We start from the raw sequence: 23,443 nt of genomic DNA, 5'->3' as shown, positions 1-23,443 counted from the left end.
AGGCCCGTACAAAAATTGTACGGGCTTTTTCAAAGGAAATAGAATACTCCCGGTTACCTTCGGGAATGGCTACGCATAAAGGGTGTACGGCTCCCTCACTTTATCAGTTGTATAACATTTATAATAAGACGGTATTTTATCTACTTTGTTCCGTTTTCATCCATCTTTTAACTATTTATTTTCACATTTACTCTTTGTCGGGTTATTCTTTGATAAGATGTAACAGGATTATCCTGCAATCATTGACATACATCAAAAACAAACAGTTTAAAACAGCCTTTTTATCCTACGTCAATTCAATCGTCATATTTCTCCCTTACATTTGTAATGTTTTCAAGGTATAACATAAAAATTTGAGATTATGAAATGGGTAAAAAGATTGTTTGATAGAATCGGTAATTCCGATTCTATGATTTGGGGCTATGTAATGCTCCATGAATAAAGGATTATAAAACAGAGTTTGATTGAAAAAAACGTTTGAAAAAGGAGGCCGGGATTATCGCGGACTCCTTTTTTAGTTAATCCCCCTTATTATTTGCACAAATATGGTTTATTTTACTCTTCTTGTTCCAAAGCCGGATTATCCGGTAAAGAGTACTTGAGATTTACACTAAAAAATGCAAAACCAGAATAAAAACATGACTTAAAAATTCTGTATTTGAATGTTTTTCTGTATATTAGGAACATAACCAAATAATGTAAAATGGAATTAGAAACAATTGGAGAAAACGCCGGCAAAGTATGGCGCACCCTGAATGAAATGAGGGAAAAAATATCTATTCAGGAACTTAGTCGGAAAATTAACCTCAGCGCTGAAGATGTTGCACTTGCAGTAGGTTGGTTAGCCAGAGAAAATAATATTTTTATTCAGAGACACAACTACCTGCTATATGTCAGTCATGATGCTTTCTGATTTTACTTTAAGAGAATTGACTGTCAGAGTCTAAGAAATATAATAGGGATTATTCGTCACCGGATAATCCCTATTATATTTCTTACGATTTAGGACAAGTATGCGTGTCACTCTCTTTCCTAAAAATTAAATTTGTCAGAAAATAAGCTAACTCTACCATCATGATGCCAATGGTAGCACCAGCCAATACGTCACTTAGCCAATGACGATTGTTTAATTGGCGTGTGAAGCCGGTAACAACAGCCGGCAGGAAAGTGGCAATGGTGGCTAAAGGAGTCTTGAAGCCATATTCTTTATATAAAAGAGTAGCAGCCGTAAAAGCAGTAGCCGTATGGCCTGAAGGGAAGGAAAGAAAATCCGAACCGTCTGGACGGAGAACACCCGCCAATGATTTCATGGAGATGACTACTGCTCCCATTAAGACATACGCAAATGCAGTTGAAACGAGCATACGTTTCCAGTTACTACGACTTTTTACTCCTGCAAGTTTCAATATAAACATGACAACAATCGGTAGATAGGGTAGAAAATCATCATACCGATATGCAAAAGTCGAAGCATGCATATTCCGCAGATGATAGATATATTGATCTGCACTTGTCAATAACCCGGCCCGCAGGGCACATACTATAAGGGTACAGGCAAATAGCCAAAGTATTAATTTACGTGGACTCATTTCGTTCTATTATAGGTTTATAGTATATGCCTACAAAGATAATTCTTTTGATGCAGAAGACATTAGGAACAATTAATATGAAAATATTATTTGTCTTATTATAACATTCATATTAATAAATATTCCGGGAGCTGCAAAGATCGAACGAAAGTAGATAACTCAATCTGTCAAATGTCAGAAAAACCGGAGCCCTACTTCTGCTGTCACATTTTACAATAAATAGAAGCAGGCATTATTCTCAAAAGCATTGCTACATATCTCCATCTTCTTGAGATGTATACAACTTTTCTTTTCCGAAAGATCGCCCGGTATATCTGTTGTACGGCTTTCTGTAGTGGAGTGACCCAAAACAACCCCTCTCCTTTAGCCATCGCTGTATCTACGAATCCTGGGCGTATGTCCGTAATGTGAATGGGGTAAGATAGCTTGGCTGCTTTCTTCCTCAAGCCTTCCGTATAATTGATTTGATAGGCTTTCGAAGCATTGTATGCCGGTGCTATTCCTTCACCACGCATCCCGCCTACAGAGGAAATTGTAACCAGATGCCCCGATTCTTGTCTCTGGAAAAAATAAAATGCCCAGTCTGCCACATTGGTGAATCCGATAACATTGGTCAAAAGAGCCGGTCTCTCTAAATTATAATCGAGCTCAGGGTTTAGTTCCCCTACCCCCGAACAGAACACGAGTATATCCATACCTCCCATTCTGTCCACAAGATTATTGAGTTGCCGGATTGTATCAGTTTCCTTTGTAACATCTGATATGGTATAAAAACAGTTTTTATTTTGTGAACAAAGCTCTTGCAGTTTATTTTCCCTTCGTCCCGTTATGCCAACCATATTCCCTTCCTGAATAAACCGTTCTGCCAATCCTCTACCGATCCCGGATGTAGCTCCTATTATGATAACCTTTTTCATTTTTATTCTTTTTAATGCTTACACAAAGGTATTGGGATCGGAACAAATGAATCTTGACTGAAATCAAGATTTTATTTTTGTACTAACTTTCTTCGAAGACGGCTGAGTGTTTCCGGACATATCATCAGATAGGATGCCAGTTCCTTCAATGAAATCAAATTCAACAGTCCGGGACAACGTTCAAGTATCTCCCTATATCGTTCTTCGGGCGTCATGCTGTACATCGATATCATCCGTTCATATACTTCCCATAACAATATTTCAGCTATATGTCTACCCAATTTCAGATTCGTGTCGTCCCGGTCATAGAATTCCTCTAACTGTCTGTTGTTTACTATATAAACAGTGCAGTTACAAATGGCTTGTATATCTACATTTGAATTATCTCCTAAACGGAATGCCGGATAATTACCCACAAACGAGTGTTCGAATGTATAGCCTACAATTTTATTTTCTCCCCGACTGTTGGTACAGCAATAGCGGAAAGAACCTTCTGCCACATACCCCATCAATTTGCAGGATTCACTTTGTCGGCAAAAGAAATCTCCTTTTTGATATTGGGTAAGTTGCCCATTTTGAAGTACAAAATCTGTAATGGGGGCAAAGTTAACCTTCGATGTATACTTATTGAAATCTTTTGCTTCTTCCATGATATAATTTCATTTTGAAGTGCGAATATAAATAATGCGGACTGAACTATGATACTCAATCCGCATTAAAATGATCTTTGGGGGACTTTATCCGCAATGGAAGTACTTGCTTACTAATGCCAGCATCTCCTCCGGTTTGCCCTGTATCTCTATACGCAGGGTAGCATCATTATAGCTTCGTAATCTACTGATAATGCCATCAATCATAGCAGGGCTGAATACATTATACTGTTCAAATACAGTCCGTTGTTTCTGTAAGCAGTCTGCTGATGCCGCACAGCTATCCGGTAGTTGTGCTAAGTTTTTCAGTTTATCAACATTTTCTTTCTGATGGATATTTACGTTAACGTATGTCTTCTCTGCAATGGTTAAGGCGTTGTCTATCTCAAAACCGTGACGACAGGCCACTGCAAGTCCTGCCAGTAATTGATAGAGATCGGCTGATCCGTCCGGTGAACGCATTTCCACTGTCTGCTTTTGCATCGTGTCATAGTGGCTGTCCGACTCCAATGGATTGGCTAACGCACACATATCTGTCTTAGCAGACCATCCCAATGGAACTCGTACCAATACAGAACGGTTTCGATCGCCCCAACAAACATTAGTCGGCGCCTCTTGATGTGGTACAAGCCGGAAATATGAAGTAGGATTTGTATTTCCGAAAGCCGTGATGGATGGGGCAAGCAGCATCATACCCGCAATGGCTCTACGAGCTGTATCAGAAAGAATCCCGTCTTTTAGCATTTGGTTCCGTCCGTCTTTCATCATGCGCATATGGATATGTAATCCGGATCCAGCTTTGCCCACTGTAATTTTCGGAGCAAATGTAATATCATAACCATATTGGTAAGCTAAGTTGCGGATAACCCATTTGGCTATTATCAATTGGTCGGCAGCATCTTCTGCACGGACTGGCAGAAATTCTATTTCATTTTGCTCGTAGACTTTACCGTCAAGCATAAAATTACCGACTTCAGAATGCCCGTATTTTATTTGTCCTCCCGTTTGAGCTATGTAAGACATACATTGTGTACGGAAATCATTGAATTTAGCATAAGGTCCTGATTCATGATAACCGCGCTGATCGGTTGCCGGAAACATTCCGTCGTCCTCGGCAATCACATAATACTCCAATTCTCCCATAGCCTGAAACTCCATGCCTGTTACTTCCGTGAACGCTTTACAAGCTTTGTGTAAGGTATATTCGGGAGAACTTTCCAGAGGTTCTCCATCTTTATTAAAGAAAGAGCAAAGCATCACGAGTGTAGGTAATTCTGCAAATGGATCAACGAATGCGGTACGGAAGCGTGGAATTACATACAAATCACTGCTCCCTGCCTCTATAAAAGGAAACAGGCTTGATCCATCCACTCGTTCACCACAAGTCAGGATAGCATCCAGATAGGCAGCGTTGTTTATTACAAAATTCAATGTTTTAAGTCGTCCGTCCGCAGCAGGATACATAAAGTTAACCATGCGGATTTCATTTTGTTGGATATAGGAAATAATATCTGCTTTTGTAAATTCAGCAGCAGGCTTTTGCAAAAATGTCACCAGATGATTGGGACTCATTAATAATTCTTGATTCATCATACGTTGATTGTTGTTTCATTAATTATTTGGGTTAACAGATTATTTTATGAACCAAAGATACACAAAAAGTTAGCAAATCAAGATTTATTCCCATGAAAAATAATAGTTCCCTTTCATCCGCTGACGATTCGGCTATTCTTTAATTTAGACTCACTCCTATGCTACTTACTTCTTTGTTTTTTATACCTTTGCATCCGATTTTAAATAAGGTATAGAATATATGGTACAAAATCAGGTCCAACCGGTTCGTAGGATTGCATTTCCTATATTGATCGCATTAAGTATTTCTCACTGTTTAAATGATCTTTTGCAGGCTGTCATTTCGGCTGTATATCCTCTCTTTAAAGAAGATCTCTCGTTAAGTTTTGCTCAGATTGGATTGATAACTCTTGTTTACCAGATGTCCGCTTCCGTGTTTCAACCACTGACCGGTCTTATTTTTGACAAACGTCCTATAGCATGGTCACTTCCCATCGGAATGAGTTTCACACTGGTAGGTATGTTGAATCTGGCTTTTGCATCCAATTTACACTGGTTGCTTGCATCCGTTTTTATTATTGGAATCGGTTCTTCTGTCCTTCATCCCGAAGCATCACGTATAACCTTTTTAGCTTCAGGAGGAAAACGGGGATTAGCGCAATCACTCTTTCAGGTGGGCGGCAATTTGGGCGGATCATTAGGCCCTTTGTTAGTGGCGTTGTTAGTGGCTCCTTACGGCAGGCATTATATTGCTTTGTTTGCAATTCTTGCTTTAGCGGCTATCTGTGCAATGTTCCCTATTTGTCGGTGGTACCGGGCCTATCTGAACCATCTTAAAAAACGTCCCATACTTGCAAGAACCTATATTGAACGCCCGCTCTCTCCAGGCAAAACAGTGTTTGCCATTACGATACTGATGATCTTGATCTTTTCTAAATATATTTATATGGCGAGTCTGAATAGCTATTATACTTTCTATCTGATACATAAGTTTAATGTAAGTATTCAGCAATCACAACTCTTCTTATTTGTATTTCTGGTAGCTACTGCCATCGGTACATTAATGGGAGGCCCTATCGGTGATAAGGTCGGGCGCAAATATGTAATTTGGGGATCAATCCTTGGCACAGCACCGTTTAGTTTGTTGATGCCACATGCCGGACTTGTATGGACTGTACTTCTTAGTTTTTGCGTCGGACTGATGTTATCGTCCGCTTTTCCCGCTATTTTGCTTTATGCGCAGGAACTGCTTCCTAATAAATTAGGGCTGATTTCGGGACTTTTTTTTGGATTTGCATTTGGTGTTGCCGGTATCGCCTCTGCTGTCCTTGGCAATATGGCCGATAAATTTGGAATCGATGCGGTATACAATGTTTGTGCATTCATGCCGTTATTAGGATTGGTAACTTGGTTTTTACCGGATTTAAAAAAAACGAAAAAAGAAAAATAAGAATAATTGAAAAGTAGTCTGTATCTGCTTTTTATATTTGAATAAATAAAATCCGGAAGCACTTTTCCGGATTTTATCCTTTTTAATGCTATTTTCTACCAGTTTTTTTCTTATATCAATTCTCCCTCTTAATTATTTTACTAATTTCGTGGCGTACATATATGAATCAAGTAAATGAAAATGGAGAATAACGCATTAACCGGAAAACCTTATAACATTGGATATGCCTTAAGCGGAGGCTTTATTAAAGGATTTGCCCATTTGGGAGTTATCCAGGCCTTATTGGAGCATGATATTAAACCGGATATCATTTCAGGAGTAAGTGCCGGAGCTTTGGCCGGAGTTTTTTACGCCGACGGTAACGAACCCTATAGAGTGTTGGACTACTTTTCCGGACATAAATTTCAGGACTTGACCAAACTTGTGATTCCCAAAGTCGGTTTATTTGCACTGGGAGAATTTATAGACTTTCTGAAGTCGAATCTTAAAGCACAGAAACTGGAAGACTTAAAACTTCCACTTATCATCACCGCCACTGATCTGGATCATGGGCGCAGTATGCATTTTCATAAAGGGAATATAGCCGAACGAGTGGCAGCTTCATGCTGTATGCCGGTATTGTTTACGCCTGTAAAAATAGGAAATACACACTATGTGGACGGAGGGCTTTTGATGAATCTACCGGTTTCTACCATCCGAAATGAATGTGAAAAAGTAGTGGCAGTAAATGTCAGTCCGCTGATGGCAGAGAAATATAAAATGAATATTGTCAGTATTGCCATGCGCTCTTATCATTTTATGTTTCGCGCCAATACGTTTCCGGAGCGCGATAATTGTGATTTACTAATAGAACCTTATAATCTGGAGGGTTACAGCAATACTGAGCTTGAAAAAGCTGAAGAGATTTTTGAGCAAGGCTATAACACAGCTTCCGAAGTTTTGGATCAACTGATTGAGGAGAAAGGAAAGATATGGAGATAATAAAAACCGGATTGGCTGCTTTTGGTATGTCGGGACAGGTATTTCATGCCCCGTTTATCAGTACGAATCCGCATTTCAAACTTTGTAAAATAGTAGAGCGTACCAAGGAACTCTCTAAAGCACGTTATCCGCAAGCAACGATTGTGCGTAGTTATAATGAGTTGACAGAGGATCCCGAGATAGATCTGATTGTGGTTAATACCCCGGACAGCACACATTATGAATATACCCGAATGGCTCTTGAAGCCGGAAAAAACGTGGTAGTTGAGAAACCTTTTACTTCTACTACAGAACAAGGAAAAGAATTAATAGCTTTGTCTGAACAAAAAGGACTAATGCTTAGTGTGTATCAAAACCGCAGGTGGGATGCAGACTTTTTGACAGTACGTGATATTCTTGATAAGTCGTTGTTAGGTCGCTTAGTGGAATATGAATCAACTTTCGCCCGTTACCGAAACTTTATCAAGCCTAACACATGGAAAGAAACCGGAGTATCGGGAGGTGGACTGACATATAATCTGGGATCACACCTGATTGATCAGGCAGTTCAGCTTTTCGGAATGCCTGAAGCTGTTTTTGCCGATTTGGGTGTACTTCGTAATGGAGGAAAAGTAGATGATTATTTTATAATTCATTTGTTACGTCCTTCCTTGGCACCTGATGTGAAGATCACCCTGAAAGCAAGCTATTTGATGCGGGAAGCCGAACCACGTTTCATGTTGCATGGGACGTTAGGATCGTATGTCAAATATGGAGTCGACAAACAAGAAGCTGCCTTATTGGCTGGTGAAATGCCTGGCAGCCCTAATTGGGGAGAGGAATCGGAACAAGAATGGGGATTATTGCATACAGAAATGAATGGAAAAGAAATCTGCCGGAAATATCCGGGTATATCCGGTAATTATGGTGGTTTCTATCAGAATATATATGAACACTTGTGTTTAGGAAAAACGTTGAAAACGCATGCACAAGACATCTTGAATGTGATACGAATAATCGAAGCGGCTTATCAGAGCCATCGGGAAACTAAAATAGTTAATCTTAAATAGCTTTTATAAAAATGAAGAACGAAGAAAAAATGATTATTTATCAAGTGTTTACGCGCTTGTTTGGAAATAATAATAACCACTGCATCAATAACGGAGACATCTTACAAAACGGTTGTGGAAAAATGGCTGATTTCACAGCCAAAGCTTTGGGTGAGATCAGAAAGCTCGGAGCGACTCATATTTGGTATACCGGTATTATCGAACACGCTACTCAGACTGATTACAGAAGATATAATATCCGACCGGATCATCCGGCTATTGTAAAAGGCAAAGCGGGCTCTCCTTATGCCATTAAGGATTATTATGATGTAGATCCGGATTTGGCTACTGATGTTCCCGGACGAATGAAAGAGTTTGAAAACCTGGTAAACCGCACACACAGGGCAGGACTAAAAGTGATTATCGACTTTGTACCGAATCATGTAGCGCGCCAATATCATTCGGATGCACAGCCGGATGGTACCAGCCAACTCGGAGCCAACGATGATCCTAATTACTCGTTCAGTCCATACAATAATTTTTATTATATTCCACAATCGGAATTGCACGGTCAGTTTGATATGACAGGAAACGCAGTGGAACCTTATCGTGAATTTCCTGCCAAAGCAACTGGTAACAATCGATTTGATGCTTACCCGAATATAAATGACTGGTATGAAACTGTAAAGCTGAATTATGGAGTAGATTATCAAAATGGAGGAACCTGTCATTTTTCACCGACTCCGGATACCTGGATTAAAATGTTGGATATTCTTTTTTTCTGGGCTTCCAAGAACATTGATGGATTCCGTTGTGATATGGCTGAAATGGTTCCGGTAGAGTTCTGGGAATGGGCTATTCCACAAGTGAAACAAACCTATTCCAATATTTTGTTTATTGCTGAAGTATACAATCCTCACGAATATAAAAATTATCTGTTTCGTGGTAAGTTCGATTATCTCTATGATAAAGTAGGACTGTATGATACCTTGCGTAATGTGGCTTGTGGTTACGATTCAGCAACTGCCATCACCCGTAGTTGGCAGTCTTTGGGGGGGATTGAAAAGCGGATGCTTAACTTCCTTGAGAATCATGACGAACAGCGCATTGCATCTGATTTCTTTGCCGGAGACCCACGCAAGGGCATTCCCGCACTAATCGTATCAGCTTGCATGAATACGAATCCGATGATGATCTATTTTGGTCAGGAGTTCGGAGAAATGGGAATGGATAGTGAAGGATTCAGCGGACGTGACGGACGAACCACTATTTTCGATTATTGGAGTGTAGACACCATTCGGCGTTGGCGTAACGAAGGTAAATTTGATGGAAAAATGCTAACTGAAGAACAAAAGCATTTATATGCAATTTACCATAAGGTTTTGACTCTATGTAATGAAGAGCAGGCAATATCAAAAGGTGTATTTTTTGATTTGATGTATGCCAATGAAAATGGATGGAGATTTAATGAACATAAGCAGTATACTTTCATGCGTAAGTATAAAAATGAATTGCTGTTTGTAGTCGTAAACTTTGATAATCAAACGGTAAATGTTGCAATTAATGTACCTTCTCATGCCTTTGATTTTTTGCAGATTCCCCAATTTGACTCATACAAAGCAACCGATTTAATGACCGATAAAGAAGAAGTAGTCTGTTTATTGCCTTATAAAGCCACAGAAATAGCTTTAGGAGCATATACCGGTAAAATACTGAAGATTAAATTTTAGTTGAATATAAAACAGCCCTTGCAATCTAATCTGTGCAAGGGCTGTTTTTTATCTGTTTATTCCCATTTTTATTTGGTTCTTTTCAATACCATTGCTGTTCGCGCAGGAATATAGAGTTTCAACCATTCTTTCTTTTCTTTTTTATATAAAGAATCGGGCAATGTGAAATGTTTCACACTATCGTCTGACAAGCCATTGCCTCCATAAACTACATTGTCTGTATTCAATATTACCTCATAAGTTCCGGGGGTTACCAAAAATCCATAATCAGTAAATGATTGTTTCGGATTGAAATTGAACACAAAAATCAAGTCTTTACGTTGGTATGCCAGTACTTGGTCACCATCGTTATGCCAAATTTCCTGTACAGGAGTCTGCTGAATGTTTTTAACGCTCTTGATTACTTTCAGCATGTCAGCATCAAAATCACCTAAATAATGGTAAGTCAGGTTTTTATTATCAACCAAATCCCACTGCCGGCGAGCATATTTACATGACCATCCGTTACCTTCACGCGGGAAGTCAATCCATTCCGGATGTCCGAATTCGTTTCCCATAAAATTCAGGTATCCACCGTTGATCGTACTTGCCGTAAGTAGACGAATCATTTTATGGAGAGCAATGCCCCTATGAACCATATAGTTTTCATCGCCCTTCTGCATATGCCAGTACATGTCGGCGTCAATCAGGCGGAATATGATTGTCTTATCTCCTACTAACGCCTGATCATGGCTTTCGGCATATGAGATTGTCTTCTCATCCTGTCGGCGGTTAGTTACTTCCCAAAACATGCTGGATGGCTTCCAGTCTTCGTCTATCTTTTCTTTAATGGTCTTAATCCAATAGTCGGGGATATTCATAGCCATACGATAGTCAAATCCATACCCTCCGTCTTCCACTTTGGCGGCAAGTCCCGGCATACCGGATACCTCTTCTGCAATGGTAATAGCCTTAGGATTCACTTCATGAATCAATTCATTAGCCAGTGTCAAGTAACAGATGGCATTGCCATCCTGATGCCCATTAAAATAATCTCCATAATTACAGAATGCCTCGCCCAATCCGTGGCTGTAATAGAGCATAGAAGTGACACCATCGAAACGGAATCCGTCAAAGCGATACTCTTCCAGCCAGTATTTGCAGTTTGAAAGCAAGAAATGCACTACTTCGTTTTTACCATAGTCGAAGCAAAGTGAATCCCATGCCGGATGTTCTCTGCGTCCGCCCGGATAGAAATATTGGTTCGGATCACCTGCAAAGTTGCCCAACCCTTCTACCTCATTTTTTACGGCATGCGAATGAACAATGTCCATAATAACGGCAATACCCAGTTCGTGAGCTGTATCAATTAACAGTTTGAGTTCCTCTGGAGTGCCGAAACGAGATGATGCCGCAAAGAAACTTGACACATGATAACCGAAACTACCATAATATGGATGCTCCTGTATGGCCATAATCTGGATACAATTGTATCCCTCTTTGGCAATGCGTGGCAAAATTTTCTCGCGAAATTCATTATATGTTCCAACTTTTTCCTCTTGCTGTGCCATACCGATGTGGCATTCGTAAATCAGCAATGGATCGGTACTGGGTTTAAAGGTTTTCTTTTTAAATTTAAATGGCTTCTCCGGTGCCCATACCTGAGCACTGAATATTTTGGTGCTTTCATCCTGCACGACCCGGTTAGCCCAAGCGGGAATTCGTTCTCCCTGACCACCTTCCCAGTATACATGTAATTTATATAGATCGCCGTGTTTGATAGCGTCAGCAGGCAATTTAATTTCCCAGTTACCATTTTTCAGGCGTTTTAGTTTATAAGTAGGTTTTTCTTCCCAATTACTGAATGTACCTACCATGTAAATATGCGACGCATTCGGTGCCCACTCACGGAATATCCATCCTTTATCAGTGCGATGTAAACCGAAATAAAGATATCCGGAAGCGAAGTCCGACAACGTAGATTTTCCCCCATTGGTCAATTCGGCCTTCTTATCCATGGCATGTTCAAAACGTCCGACGATAGCGTCTTTGTAAGGTTCCAGCCAAGGATCATTTTTAATCAGATTAAGAGTCTTTTCCATAAAAAGGATGTATTATTGTGTTTCAGAATTTGTTTTTAGAGTCATTCAGGATATACCTATCCAATCGTTATTCAAAATCATCGATAGTAAAATTCGTAAAATCAGCAAAGCGTTTGAATTGCCGGAACACCTCTTCTGTTTTATCCAGAATATCAGGAGCCAGGAAAAAACTGTCTGGCACAGAATAAGCACAAGTAAATTCTTTAGGTTTCAAATAATCAATGTATTTGAAATCTTTAGGAAAACCTTTAGGAGCAGTTTTTAGAAAATCTTCACCAACGACTGGAAAGAACTTTTTGAATTCAGGATCTTCCACAATTGAACGATACTCGTCAATGTTATCATAAATAGATTGACGCAATGCTTTTAAAACGTTGGGTGGCAGGCATAAACTACCTCCGGCCAGCATACAACCTTCTGGTTGTATATGTACGTAATAACCACTATGATTGGATTTTTTCCCTTTCGCATTAATATATCCTCCGAAATGATTCTTATAAGGAGTTTTATCAGAAGAAAAACGGGTGTCTCGGTAAATACGATAGGTACAATCTTTGGGTTGAATGCCACGGATACTTTCGTCAAAGAGTGAAATACGGGCAATTACGGAAGAAAGGAAGTTTTCAAATTCTATGCGGGCTATTTCATATTCACCCCGATGTTCATTAAACCACTCACGATTGTTATTCGCAGTAAGGTCTTTTAAAAAACGAAAGATAACAGGTATATTACTCATTGTGTCATTCTTTTCTGTTTATATCCCACAAATATATAAGAATTATTTGTAACTATCCATAAAATTGACGAAAAACAGGTATAAAAAAAGTGTCGGCTACAAAGAGCCGACACTTTAACACATTTATCAATAAAACAGACGCCTCTGTTTCTGACGTACTTACTTATCACAAGCTGGTACAATCTCTTTAATTAATCTTATATCTAATACTATGAAAAACACATCTATATAACATGCCCCAAAGAGGTTTTGTTCAAACAGACCAGAAATAAACTTGTTAATAATCGTTATATCCGTATGAGATCCTGATTGACATCAATCTTTATCTTACCAAAGTCGATCATTGCGTTGAATAAACAGATTTGAGAGTATTCAAACAACCGCTCTACGGTTATTTCTTTTTCCTTGATTAGATTCATAGCTAACAATGATGCTCTTCGGGTACCTTTAAGGAGAGGCTGTTTTGGGGTATACCATTCATTTCCATCGAAAAGAGCAATATTACCTATAGATGTATCTGTCAGAAGTCCATTCTTGACAATTAGTATGTCGTCTTGTTCCTGTCTGCGAGCGAAAAGTTCATTAATTACACTCCGATCTGTACTTTTGTAAGTGTAATCGATATCATCCGAATAAACAATCTGTAAAGAATGTACCGGACGTATCTGATAAGACGTATATGTAATCTCCTCTATTTCGCGACCATAGATTACTCTGCACTTCATCACTCCTTCGCTTGATACAGGATAAAGGTATTTTGATAGCTCTAACGCTGGCTGTTCCGGCCAGAAAACTGCACGTGTCCGGTTCATCCGATTCGTGTGATAATCCAGATTATATATTATTCCTCTCTCTATATGTATTGTTTCAATAAATTGGCACATAAACTTTCTGCTTCATTTCATTATATTCACTTTCTAAGTCACTTTTACAGGTAATCCCTCCTCCACTCTTAAAAAACATTTTTCCATCTTGTTCTTCAATGAAACGAATCATGACGGCACTATCCAACTTTTTTCCGTTATAGTATCCGGTAATGCCAGTATAAAACCCTCTATCATAATTTTCCGCCTGTTCTATTATCTCCATCGTTTTATGTTTTGGGGCTCCCGTAATGGAACCGGCAGGGAGAAGCTTGAAAAGAATATCTCCCAAACAGGAAACATAATCTTTCGGCAAAATCCCACTGATTTCCGAACTGGTCTGTAAAATAGGGCCGTGATTTGTATGGAGAGTATCTACATAGCGATAACGGGTTACAGCTACACAATCTGCCACCATACTCAAATCATTCCGTATCAGATCAACAATTGTGGCATGTTCTGCCGCCTCCTTTTCATCCTCCATCAATACCTCCAAGGCGGAAGGTAAAGTTGCGTCCATTGTTCCTTTCATAGGATAAGAACAAATCTTCCCATTCTCTATACGAATGAATATCTCTGGGGAAAAAACGACAAAGCGATTCTTCAGCCAAAGTTTGTATAAAGCTTGAGAATGATAAAAAATATCTTCCAATCCTAAATTTGTAGCGACCGGAGTTATACAGGTGAGATTCGTTAAAAAACTATTTCCTCCCAGAATATTTCTGCGTACAATATCGAACGAAGTTTTATATTGTACAAGCGATATTGGGGTCGGCCTCCATGTTATAGGAGATTGTAAAGGTATAGGTACAGACGTACAGTTGCTAAAGCCATTCAGATTATAAAGAAGCTCAGACGGGTCTATATTATCTATCTGCTCTACAAAAGAACAATCTTGTTTATAGTTTATAATAAACAGAAACGCTTTTCCTGTTTTGGCCAGTTTATTTATACGGTCGATAGCTTCATTTTTACTATAGGATTGCATCATTCTTTTTTTCACTGTTTAGTTCAAGTGACAAACTTACAATAAAAAACAGATGCATACAAAAAAATAGGGTTGCTGATTTTAGCAACCCCATTCTCTTCTATCTTTAGGATAATCTTTTTATTTTATCATTCCTTTTGCTTGATCTTGCATCTGTTTGATTTCAGTTCTATTGGGTGACAAGGTAATTGCCTCTCCCAGGTAGTCTACGGCTTTTTTGAAATCTGCATCTGCTTTGGCTTTCTCGGAAGCATATTTTTCTTTGTTCGAATTTGCTAAAGGAGTTGCTTTCTGCAGAACACTTGCTCCATTGTTATAGAACAAAACTCCCAAGCTATATAAAGCATCAGTCTTCCACTTTTTACTGCTCACGTCAGTTGCATGTTTATAATTCTCTTCTGCTTTTTCAATATTGCCTGCCTGCTGAAATTTCTGCCCCTCTTTTAAATAGTATATTGCATATAGCTTTTCAAGCGTTGCATTGCCTGGAACAGCTTTGATACCTTCTGCCAATGTAGCAATATACTCCTTATTATTCTTCATATCACGATAGGCAGCCGATTTACCGATATATGCATTTGCTAAGTTGTACCTTTTTTTAATTGCAATATCAAAATAGTTGGCAGCTTCATTATATTTCTTTATGTTATCCGCACATACGCCACAGTTGTATGCAGTAACAGAGTCCTGATTATTAGTTAATTTCAGGTATTCGCTATATTTCTCATAAGCAACAGCATAATTTTTTGCATTCAAAGCGTCATTACCTTCATTCTTCAGTTGATTCGGATCAGTAGTCTGCGCAAAGAAATTATTTGCGGTAAAACATAAAGCAAGTAATAAAATAATTTTTTTCATGGTTATTGTGTTTTTTAATTGTTTATCGTTCAAATGTAACACGAATCTTATGTAAACACAATATATTTTTTCATCTTTTGACTTTTTTGAAAAGTCAATAACGATAGTTATTTTTCCGTTAAAAAAAGTGATAAAATACCAATCTGATAATATTCCGGAAGCCATACACCAACTTTATGCCCGCTGCAAAATACTTTTGTCCGTTGGCATTTTCTTTATAAAATCATTACCTATCGGGTATGCCCCCATTTCATCTGAAGAATATGGTTTAAAGAAATATTCAATATTCTCGCGGGATAATTCAGGATTCAGCCACTGTTCTTCATCTTCCGGTGACAAAATAGCCGGCATTCGGTGTTTAGTGTTATGTATGTAATCCGTCAACGAATTTGTAGCAGTCGTTATGATGGAGAAAGTAGCATGCTGCCTACCCGATTCCTTATCTGTCCAGATGTCATAAATGCCTGCCATTGAAAAGATGGATTCATTTTTAACATAAATATAATAAGGAGTCTTCTTACTCTCTTCATGTCTCCACTCAAAATATCCAGTAGAGGGAACGATACATCTTTTCCTCATTATAGATTCACGAAACGACGGCTTTTCAAATATTGTTTCTGCTCTTGCGTTTAAGGTCATTTTACGCATCTCTTCAGCATCCTCTTCTGTCTTTACCCAAAAGGGAATAAGTCCCCAATTGAATACCTGTATCTCATCAGATGCAGTGATAATCGGATATTTGGGAAAGTTAAAGGCGTTAATGTGATATTGTTCGTTAAGAACATCCCGATATATCTCAATGATATCAGATTTTCGTCCGTAACGTGTAGCCAGTTTTATAGCTTTGGCAGACATTGAATTATGAAAACACATGGTTTAGTAGTTAATAGTTAGTATTTCATTAATATTGGTTATATAACATCCAGATGGCTTTACTTGTTTCCATCCACTACTTTAGTTGTTTTCTAAATTCTTTCTACCATGCCCCTATTGGGGCATGTTTTCTACCTTTTTGAAGAAATTCGCACGATTTTGATCTGAAACGATATAGTACTAAGTGTCTGATAGCCAGAAAATGACGAAAGGCAAGCAGTCTTTTTACAGACTACTTGCCTTTACGTTGTGATTCCGAAGCGATTCGAACGCTTGACCCACGCCTTAGAAGGGCGTTGCTCTATCCAGCTGAGCTACGGAACCATCCTTGATTGCGAGTGCAAAGGTAGTGCTTTTTCTGAAATCTCCAAAAGAATCTATGACTTTTTTTACTTACATTTTCATCACACTATTCTATAATCCTAAAGGTAAGCCAGTTAAATACCAAATAAAAAGTAACATAGTCCAGCCTATCAATATATATACAGAATATCGCCAAGTATATTTTAAAAGCGAACCATAAGTGGCCTGTTTATCGTATTGTTGCATATAGGTTAATACTAAAGGCATATAAAACATAAATGGGGTAATGGCATTCGTCGCACTGTCACCTATCCGAAAAGCGCATTGCGTCATATCCGGTTCAATCCCCATCCGTGCAAATACAGGTACGAAGATAAAAGCCATAAAGGCCCACTTGGCAGTCGCAGAAACCATAATCAGATTGATTGCAGCAGTGAACAATATAAACAGGATGAGAGTCCATAATGGACCTGCTTGCACCGAAGAAAGCAAATTAGCCCCTATGATAGCCACACATTTATCAAGATGTGAATATTCAAGGCAAGCAAACATCTGAGCAGCAAAAAAAGCAATGACAAGATAGCCACTCAATAACTTCATCGGTTTTGCCAGTCCCTCTATTACATCTCCGTCCGTACGATAACGTCCGGAACTAAATCCGTAGACCATTCCCATGATTGCAGCTCCCAACGATAGTAAGAATAAAATGCCCATAATGAAAGGTGAACGTATCAGTCCTCCATTTACTCCCCGCAAAATACCCCAAGATGAAAAAGTAGCCCATAGTATGATTGAGGCGTAGATCATCCCTACTACGATTGCCATAGTCATAGCCCGACGTTCTTTCCGTGAGAGTTGTTTATAGACCTCAGATATTTGCATTCCTTCATATTCTCCCAAAGAAGGAATCAGTTGTTTACAGGTTATTCTATAAATAATAGCTCCAATAATAAATGTAGAAACAGACATGAAATAATAATTGCATAAAGGTCCTGTGTTTCCCTGATATACTCCGGAGTCGATGGCCGCCTCTTGTGTGGTACGGGCTATCAACGGATCCATTGTACTCAACATCACATTGGCACTGTAGCCACAAGATACCGATACGTATGCAGTGATGATTCCTGCTACCGGATTCAATCCAACCGAATAGAATAGAGTAGCTGCTATCGGCAGTAGTATGATATAACCTGCATCCCCCACTATATTCGATAACAATCCCAGGATAATCACCCAAAGAATTATTTTTTTAGTGTTTCTCCGGTTCTTCACTCCCTGTCGGATACAAGCATCGATAAATCCGGAATGTTGGGCTACTCCGATGCCAAACATTGCTGTCAGTACCATGCCCAGCGGTGCGAACCCGGTAAAGTTAGTGATCGCATTCCGCAACATCCAGCGAATCCCCTCCGGACTCAGCAGACTCTGCACACGAATTTCCGCTCCTGTTTGCGGAAGCTGTACCCTTAGTCCATAGATATCGAATATCCAAGATAAAAAGATGACTGCCAGCGTAAACAGGAAGAACATCGTTGCCGGATGCGGAATGCGCCATTTACTCTTCATCGGCTTCCAGATTGTCCAGATCGATAATGCGAAGTTCTAATGCACGAACCACCAGCCGGGTTGCGTTTACTCCCACCCGTTCACCTTGCGGAAACAACCTCCCAATCAAATCGTTTTGCCGTTTTTCCAGTGATTTCACTCCGAAAGGCATACCCTTCAGGTTAGCTATCATCTCTTTGGTATATCCTAAGGCCAAGTGGCGGAGAAACCGTTCGTCATATTCATCGATATCATAGCTTATGACAGCTTCCTGACGTTTAGCGTCATTGGCAACGGATTTTTTAAACCGCTCGACAATCTTCTCCAGAATAGGATAATTAAATACCAGTTTTTTGCCATCCATCACGGCCTGCACATCTGTTTTGGTCAGTAATTCACCTGTTTTCAATATAATTCCATCTGCTCCGGCGTTCAATACGTCTACCCATAACTTTTCATTTAGAATTTCTCCTGTGAATATCAGCACCCGCACCCCTGGATAGCGTTTAAATATGTTCCGGCAAATATCGACACCGATCGTCGTAGAACCTCCCAACCCTAAATCCAGCAATACCATATCGGGTAACTGAGTCTCCATCAAAGGCCAGAATTCATTTTCCGTCATTGCCGTACCAATTACCTGGGCATTCGGTATTTCATGACGGAATATTTCTTCGGTTCCTTTCAGTTCCAGTTTGACGTCTTCTACAATAATTACTTTAAATTTCTTATCTTCCATACTATTATCTATGTATATTAGTTTTCTTATCTTTTAGGTACAGTAAAATAGACTGTAAATCCTCCCCCCTGTGCTGGTTCGGCATTGATGCGACAACCGCGTCTTCCGGCAAATTCATCATGATCACGGATAATTTGTTTGCATATCAAGTATTCAGTTCCGCGCAACTCACCTTTTTCCCCCGAAGTCATACGTGCCAGATTCGGATAAAACAACAGGTTCAGTTCTTCTACGTGTTTTTCACGTCTTCTGTCTGTAAACAGGAAACGAATGTATTCTCCGTCTGCGACAGCTTTTAATATCAACTCTCCATCCTGATGGAAAGAGAGGGCTTCATCAATCAGGTTTTCCATAAGAAAACGCAATTGATTGATATCTCCTATTACTTTAGCTTCAAGAGGCTCTATAGCCATCGTTATCTTATTAGCACCCCCTTTACCAGCTTTCTTGAAATACTTACCGGCATATGCCATTATATCGGCAACCGGAATTGTTGTTCTCCGAAATGTAACCTCTTCCAACTGACGTGAAGCACACGAACTCAATATCGTAAAAATACCTTTATAATATTCTATCAGCTCACTAATGGTCTCTACACTCTCCTTCTCTTCCTCTTCTGAGAGGGACTGCACATTCAACCTGCCGATGATCTGTTTGATTTTATTCGGATAATAAATCGTTTCATGTTTAATGGTCGAAAGGCAATTATCCAGTACCATGTTCTGTACATGCAGCATACTGTCTTCCCATGAAGCTCTTCTTGTTTCTTCATGTGCTGCTTCAATATCGCGGTATTTCGTAGCAAGCCTGACAACTGCATTAAAAACCACAATGCCTACATATCTGGAGATCAATTGAAACAGCAGGCGGTCTGCCTCTTGCATGCTTTCTTCCTGCCTTTCCAAATATAATACACCCACACACTGATGTTCACCTCCCGCATCGACCAGCAAAGGCAATGCTTGCATGTCTTTGTCCGAAAGATAAGACTGACAGTCAAAACATTGTTGTACAATTTCCGGAGTCACATTCATGCGAGGACTGGAAGCAAACTCAAGCCGATGTCCCATTTCGTTATATACAGCAATGCCTAACCTCTCTATGGTCAAAAGTTCGTTTACCGAGTCAAAAGCTTCATTTACAATTCTCTGTGGTATCTCTTTCAGCGTATCTTCTTCGCGTTGCAAAGCTTCTGCCGATTCTTGCGTACGTGTCAGTGAAGAGGCAAATACTTTTTTGTTAATCTCCAGGACTTGCTCCAGATTCAGGCGGTTCAGGAGCCGTTTGCGCATGTACAAAAGATAATAGCCGCAAAGAGAAACCACTAACAAAAGAATACACAAAATAATCCCTACTGTCTTATTAGTAGTCGACCGTTCCAGTTGACGGCAATAACCTTCCAGAGACTGATCTTCTCCAGTCAGTTTATATAATGCCGTATAAGCGACATTATTGTAATTATATGCATCCAGTTTTTTGAGACCTAAGAAAGCGACTGACGCTTCGTTTCGCACATCCAATATCACATGGAAATCGGTATTGAACGGTTCCACCCACCATTCCAGTTCGGCCGGTACTCCACTCCCCACCAGTTTCATATATCGTTGAGGATGGCGAGCATACTTTTTATAATGTGCATTCAGTCGGTTTAGTGCCGAATCGGCATACTGCAAAGCGAGTTCAAAATTTTCTATCACATTACAATAGTACACTGTATCAGCAAAGCGGGAAGCTTCGTCTAATAAACGTTCGTATTCCTCTTCAGCTACCAAGGTTACGGAGTCGACAGGGACATCTTTCAGTTTCTCCGGCATCGGTTCATCCTGACAAGAGAAGAAACTGCAAGATATGATCAGGTATAGCCAGATCCCGAAGATCTTACGTATCCCGGGAGGCAACCGGAAATAGAAGCGACTTCCTTTACCCGGTGTGCTCTCTACGTTAAATGTACACACCCTGAACAAGTCGTTGGTCTTTTTGTATTTCTCAATAATTCCCTTACAGTTCATCAGTCCGAACCCACTGCCTTTACTGCGTTTCAGTTCTTCTTGATCCGTACTTTCTTTCATCCCTATCGATTGAGAATCATAGACTTTCTCACCGATAATTTTCGTTATATCTTCAGACGAAAGTCCCCGTCCGTTATCCTCCACAGAAATCTCCACATATTCATCGGTCGTCCCAGCATATATCTTTACGGTACCTCCCTCCGGGGTATATTTGCGGGCATTCTCGGCCAGTGTGTTAATCATAAACAAGGTCAGAGCTTTATCCGCCTTTACCAATGCCCCTGTCGGTTCTATTTCAAGCCTCTGCTTCTTCATTTCAAAAGCTTTACGCCCTTTGCCTATTAACTCAAACAGTTCGTTCAGCTCAAAATTTTCAATATTCAGGCTAAGTGAACCTTGTCTCATTTTAATCCACAACGCCAATATATCATTGTATTCATTGATAGTAGTGACCAGTTCGTCAATGTACTGGTACTTCTCTTTTTTTATCCGGTCGTCATTAATAAAGCCTTTTTCCGTCAGCTTGTGGACTTCGTTAATAATCCGATCTATATACGGATTGATTCCGTCTACGATAGCCAGGCAGGATTTTTTTATCAGGTTCTGACGTTTGTTTCCGGCGATGTGCTGTTCATAAACATACCTTTGTTTTTCCAGCTTATTTCGTTCATCACCCAATGAAATAAATGTCATTCCATTGTCTAATGCCCAAGCAATATAAGGAGTTATTACTTTCACCAACGCCTGTTCGTCTTTATTCAGCCGATGGCGGGTAAAGAGAATCAAAATACCGATAGGATCTGTTTTATCGGGTACATATAAATTAAAGTCGGCTCTTATACCAATCTCGCTACCCGGCTTTACTTCAGTTTCCTGTTCACTTTCACATTCTTCGTCAAACTTAATTTCTCCAGCTTCTTCATCCCTCACCCCGATTCTGATTCCTGTCGCACTAAACAATTGTTCCATATCCGGCAATATCGATCCAGCGATGGCACGTACAATCTCACTTTCATCCGCCACATCAGCCGGGATAGAAGCGGTGATTTTCTGACAGACATCCAATGTTTGTTTCAAACGGGCAATATGGATGCGGTTTCGTACTTTCGATCTTTTGTTGAACAGCCAAAACATGACAGCAACCAGTACGAGCCCTATAACTACGAAAAATAATACCACATTCAACTGTCTGGATTCTTGTTCCAGAGACAGGTAACGACTCTCCAGTTCCTTGTCTTGACGGGTATATCGCAAGATATCCAGATAGACATTTCTATTATAATCCGAAGCCGGTTTCATACCCAGACACGCAAATGACACACTCAACTGTTCACGTATTCTGGAGATCCATTCCGGCACAGTTTTCACCTTTTCTTTCCCAAGCCAGGTTACTTCAGTATATGCCACATCTTTGTTTGGGACAAACACCTCCAGTTTATCAAGTGTATCTGCTACAGAATGGTAATATGTTATATGGTGCTGGTTCACGCAATCCAACGCTTTTGCCAACGTGTCCAGCGCTTCTGCATAGCGCCCATGAGCATTCAGATATTTGCCGATTGATACATAGGCACCCGCTATTTGATAAAGGTCGTTATATTTGCGAAAACGTTCCAGTGCCATTTGTCCTAATCTCAACGGCAACAATGAATCTACAGGCATACCGAATCTTGTCAGAGCATGCGAACGCCTGTTCAGGAATAATTCATAACTACCCGGAGATGCCATCAGATTGGCAAGCCCCTGCAAGCCATTTCCTTCGAAGTATAAATATCCTTGCTCCGATGCCATTTTCCAAGTGGTATACAGTTCATCAAACTCTTCAAGCTTCCGGTCTTCCGGTGTTTTCCCCTCACATAAACCGGCTGAACCTTTGATATAATGAAAATAGAGAATTTGGTTTGTATCGGCTGCCAACTCCTCGTTTTGCCGTATTTCGTTCAGCGAAGCCATCGCCTCGGCACGTTGTTGCAGATAGTAGTAATAAACCGCTGAAACGATAAAAAACTCTGTAAAAGCATAATTCAACCGGGCACTTTCGTGACGATCTATAAACAGGTTACTTTCTTCATCAATCCGCTTCATTCTCCGGATTGCACTATTCCTGTAATCATAGAACTCTTTATTCATAGCTGTCCGCTGATAAATTTTCATCAGTCCGATATCAGCAATCAAAAGCTCCAGTTCATTTTTCGTCAGATTGTAGACCTCTTTATACAAACGTTCCGCATTATCAAAATCCATCCGCATGAAAGCGCAGAAAGCAAGATTATTGGAGGCTTCCGCTTTTCCCTGCTGGTACATGCTAACCTCTTTATAGGCCTGCGACGCAGCCCGGCAAGAAGAATCCAGATTTCTATATCGATAAGTATATGCCAGTTGGTTTAGCGAATCGATATGCTGTACCTCCTTGGTTGGAGCTGTATCGACACAAGAGAAGAATGTCGTTAGCAACAACACACAAAAAAGCACTATAGGCAAACGCGGATTCATTTCTTTTCGGATACAATTAGTGTTCAGGTAGCAAAACT

The 23,443-nt window shown here is 39.8% G+C and carries 18 protein-coding genes and 1 tRNA gene; 5 read left to right on the top strand and 14 right to left on the bottom strand.

Annotated features, from left to right (window positions below; all coding sequences use genetic code 11):
• Nucleotides 1-703: 703 nt before the first annotated feature.
• A complete protein-coding gene (locus tag R3O62_RS14965; protein ID WP_317472556.1) occupies nt 704-913 on the top strand; it encodes a winged helix-turn-helix domain-containing protein in 210 nt (69 codons plus the stop codon).
• Nucleotides 914-995: 82 nt separating this feature from the next.
• Here R3O62_RS14965 and R3O62_RS14960 read toward each other — a convergent pair whose 3' ends face one another.
• From R3O62_RS14960 to R3O62_RS14945, 4 genes are all read right to left on the bottom strand, one after another.
• Nucleotides 996-1,589, bottom strand: coding sequence for a phosphatase PAP2 family protein (locus R3O62_RS14960; protein WP_005777688.1), 594 nt, complete (start codon nt 1,587-1,589; stop codon nt 996-998).
• A 203-nt stretch (nt 1,590-1,792) separates the two neighbouring features.
• Nucleotides 1,793-2,506, bottom strand: a complete 714-nt coding sequence (locus tag R3O62_RS14955; protein WP_005806030.1) for an SDR family NAD(P)-dependent oxidoreductase — start codon at nt 2,504-2,506, stop codon at nt 1,793-1,795.
• 71 nt (nt 2,507-2,577) lie between these two features.
• Nucleotides 2,578-3,156 (bottom strand): Crp/Fnr family transcriptional regulator, encoded by a 579-nt coding sequence (locus R3O62_RS14950; protein ID WP_032539307.1) that lies wholly within the window; start codon nt 3,154-3,156, stop codon nt 2,578-2,580.
• A gap of 87 nt (nt 3,157-3,243) precedes the next feature.
• On the bottom strand, nt 3,244-4,746 hold the full coding sequence (locus R3O62_RS14945) for a glutamine synthetase family protein (protein WP_188521491.1): 1,503 nt from the start codon (nt 4,744-4,746) through the stop codon (nt 3,244-3,246).
• 223 nt (nt 4,747-4,969) lie between these two features.
• Here R3O62_RS14945 and R3O62_RS14940 point away from each other — a divergent pair, with 223 nt between their 5' ends.
• The 4 genes from R3O62_RS14940 to R3O62_RS14925 all read left to right on the top strand — a co-directional run bounded on the left by R3O62_RS14940 (nt 4,970) and on the right by R3O62_RS14925 (nt 9,917).
• Nucleotides 4,970-6,178, top strand: coding sequence for an MFS transporter (locus tag R3O62_RS14940; RefSeq protein ID WP_005777683.1), 1,209 nt, complete (start codon nt 4,970-4,972; stop codon nt 6,176-6,178).
• Between the two features lie 180 nt (nt 6,179-6,358).
• The gene (locus R3O62_RS14935; protein WP_005806024.1) at nt 6,359-7,159 is read left to right on the top strand and encodes a patatin-like phospholipase family protein; all 801 of its coding nucleotides are present in this window, start codon (nt 6,359-6,361) and stop codon (nt 7,157-7,159) included.
• Nucleotides 7,150-8,208: a Gfo/Idh/MocA family oxidoreductase gene (locus R3O62_RS14930; protein WP_022012739.1), complete on the top strand. Its 1,059-nt coding sequence runs from the start codon at nt 7,150-7,152 to the stop codon at nt 8,206-8,208. Before R3O62_RS14935 ends, R3O62_RS14930 begins: the two co-directional genes overlap by 10 nt.
• Nucleotides 8,209-8,219: 11 nt before the next feature.
• The gene (locus R3O62_RS14925; protein ID WP_032531476.1) at nt 8,220-9,917 is read left to right on the top strand and encodes an alpha-amylase family protein; all 1,698 of its coding nucleotides are present in this window, start codon (nt 8,220-8,222) and stop codon (nt 9,915-9,917) included.
• Nucleotides 9,918-9,985: 68 nt separating this feature from the next.
• On the opposite strand, the gene R3O62_RS14920 is transcribed toward R3O62_RS14925, so the two are convergent.
• The 10 genes from R3O62_RS14920 to R3O62_RS14875 all read right to left on the bottom strand — a co-directional run bounded on the left by R3O62_RS14920 (nt 9,986) and on the right by R3O62_RS14875 (nt 23,405).
• On the bottom strand, nt 9,986-11,998 hold the full coding sequence (locus R3O62_RS14920; RefSeq protein WP_005806019.1) for an alpha amylase C-terminal domain-containing protein: 2,013 nt from the start codon (nt 11,996-11,998) through the stop codon (nt 9,986-9,988).
• A 67-nt stretch (nt 11,999-12,065) separates the two neighbouring features.
• Nucleotides 12,066-12,734 (bottom strand): DUF2461 domain-containing protein, encoded by a 669-nt coding sequence (locus R3O62_RS14915; RefSeq protein WP_005777676.1) that lies wholly within the window; start codon nt 12,732-12,734, stop codon nt 12,066-12,068.
• A gap of 287 nt (nt 12,735-13,021) precedes the next feature.
• The gene (locus R3O62_RS14910; protein WP_005777672.1) at nt 13,022-13,618 is read right to left on the bottom strand and encodes an aminotransferase class IV family protein; all 597 of its coding nucleotides are present in this window, start codon (nt 13,616-13,618) and stop codon (nt 13,022-13,024) included.
• Nucleotides 13,602-14,585, bottom strand: a complete 984-nt coding sequence (locus R3O62_RS14905; protein ID WP_080594334.1) for an aminodeoxychorismate synthase component I — start codon at nt 14,583-14,585, stop codon at nt 13,602-13,604. Before R3O62_RS14905 ends, R3O62_RS14910 begins: the two co-directional genes overlap by 17 nt.
• Before the next feature lie 120 nt (nt 14,586-14,705).
• The gene (locus R3O62_RS14900; protein ID WP_005806012.1) at nt 14,706-15,443 is read right to left on the bottom strand and encodes a hypothetical protein; all 738 of its coding nucleotides are present in this window, start codon (nt 15,441-15,443) and stop codon (nt 14,706-14,708) included.
• A gap of 174 nt (nt 15,444-15,617) precedes the next feature.
• Nucleotides 15,618-16,316, bottom strand: a complete 699-nt coding sequence (locus R3O62_RS14895; protein WP_005806010.1) for an SOS response-associated peptidase — start codon at nt 16,314-16,316, stop codon at nt 15,618-15,620.
• 250 nt (nt 16,317-16,566) lie between these two features.
• Nucleotides 16,567-16,640: transfer RNA gene (locus R3O62_RS14890), tRNA-Arg, on the bottom strand.
• A gap of 90 nt (nt 16,641-16,730) precedes the next feature.
• Entirely contained in the window at nt 16,731-18,185 is a 1,455-nt protein-coding gene (locus R3O62_RS14885; protein WP_022012743.1) for an AbgT family transporter, read from the bottom strand.
• Nucleotides 18,175-18,903: a DUF5932 domain-containing protein gene (locus R3O62_RS14880; protein WP_005777656.1), complete on the bottom strand. Its 729-nt coding sequence runs from the start codon at nt 18,901-18,903 to the stop codon at nt 18,175-18,177. The genes R3O62_RS14885 and R3O62_RS14880 overlap by 11 nt, the downstream gene beginning before the upstream one ends.
• A gap of 26 nt (nt 18,904-18,929) precedes the next feature.
• A complete protein-coding gene (locus R3O62_RS14875; protein WP_005820202.1) occupies nt 18,930-23,405 on the bottom strand; it encodes a DUF5113 domain-containing protein in 4,476 nt (1,491 codons plus the stop codon).
• Between the last annotated feature and the right edge of the window lie 38 nt (nt 23,406-23,443).

Source organism: Bacteroides hominis, from assembly GCF_033042785.2.
Taxonomy (GTDB): Bacteria; Bacteroidota; Bacteroidia; order Bacteroidales; family Bacteroidaceae; genus Bacteroides; species Bacteroides hominis.
The sequence above is the reverse complement of the archived record's forward strand: the minus strand, read 5'-3'. Positions and strand labels throughout refer to the sequence as shown.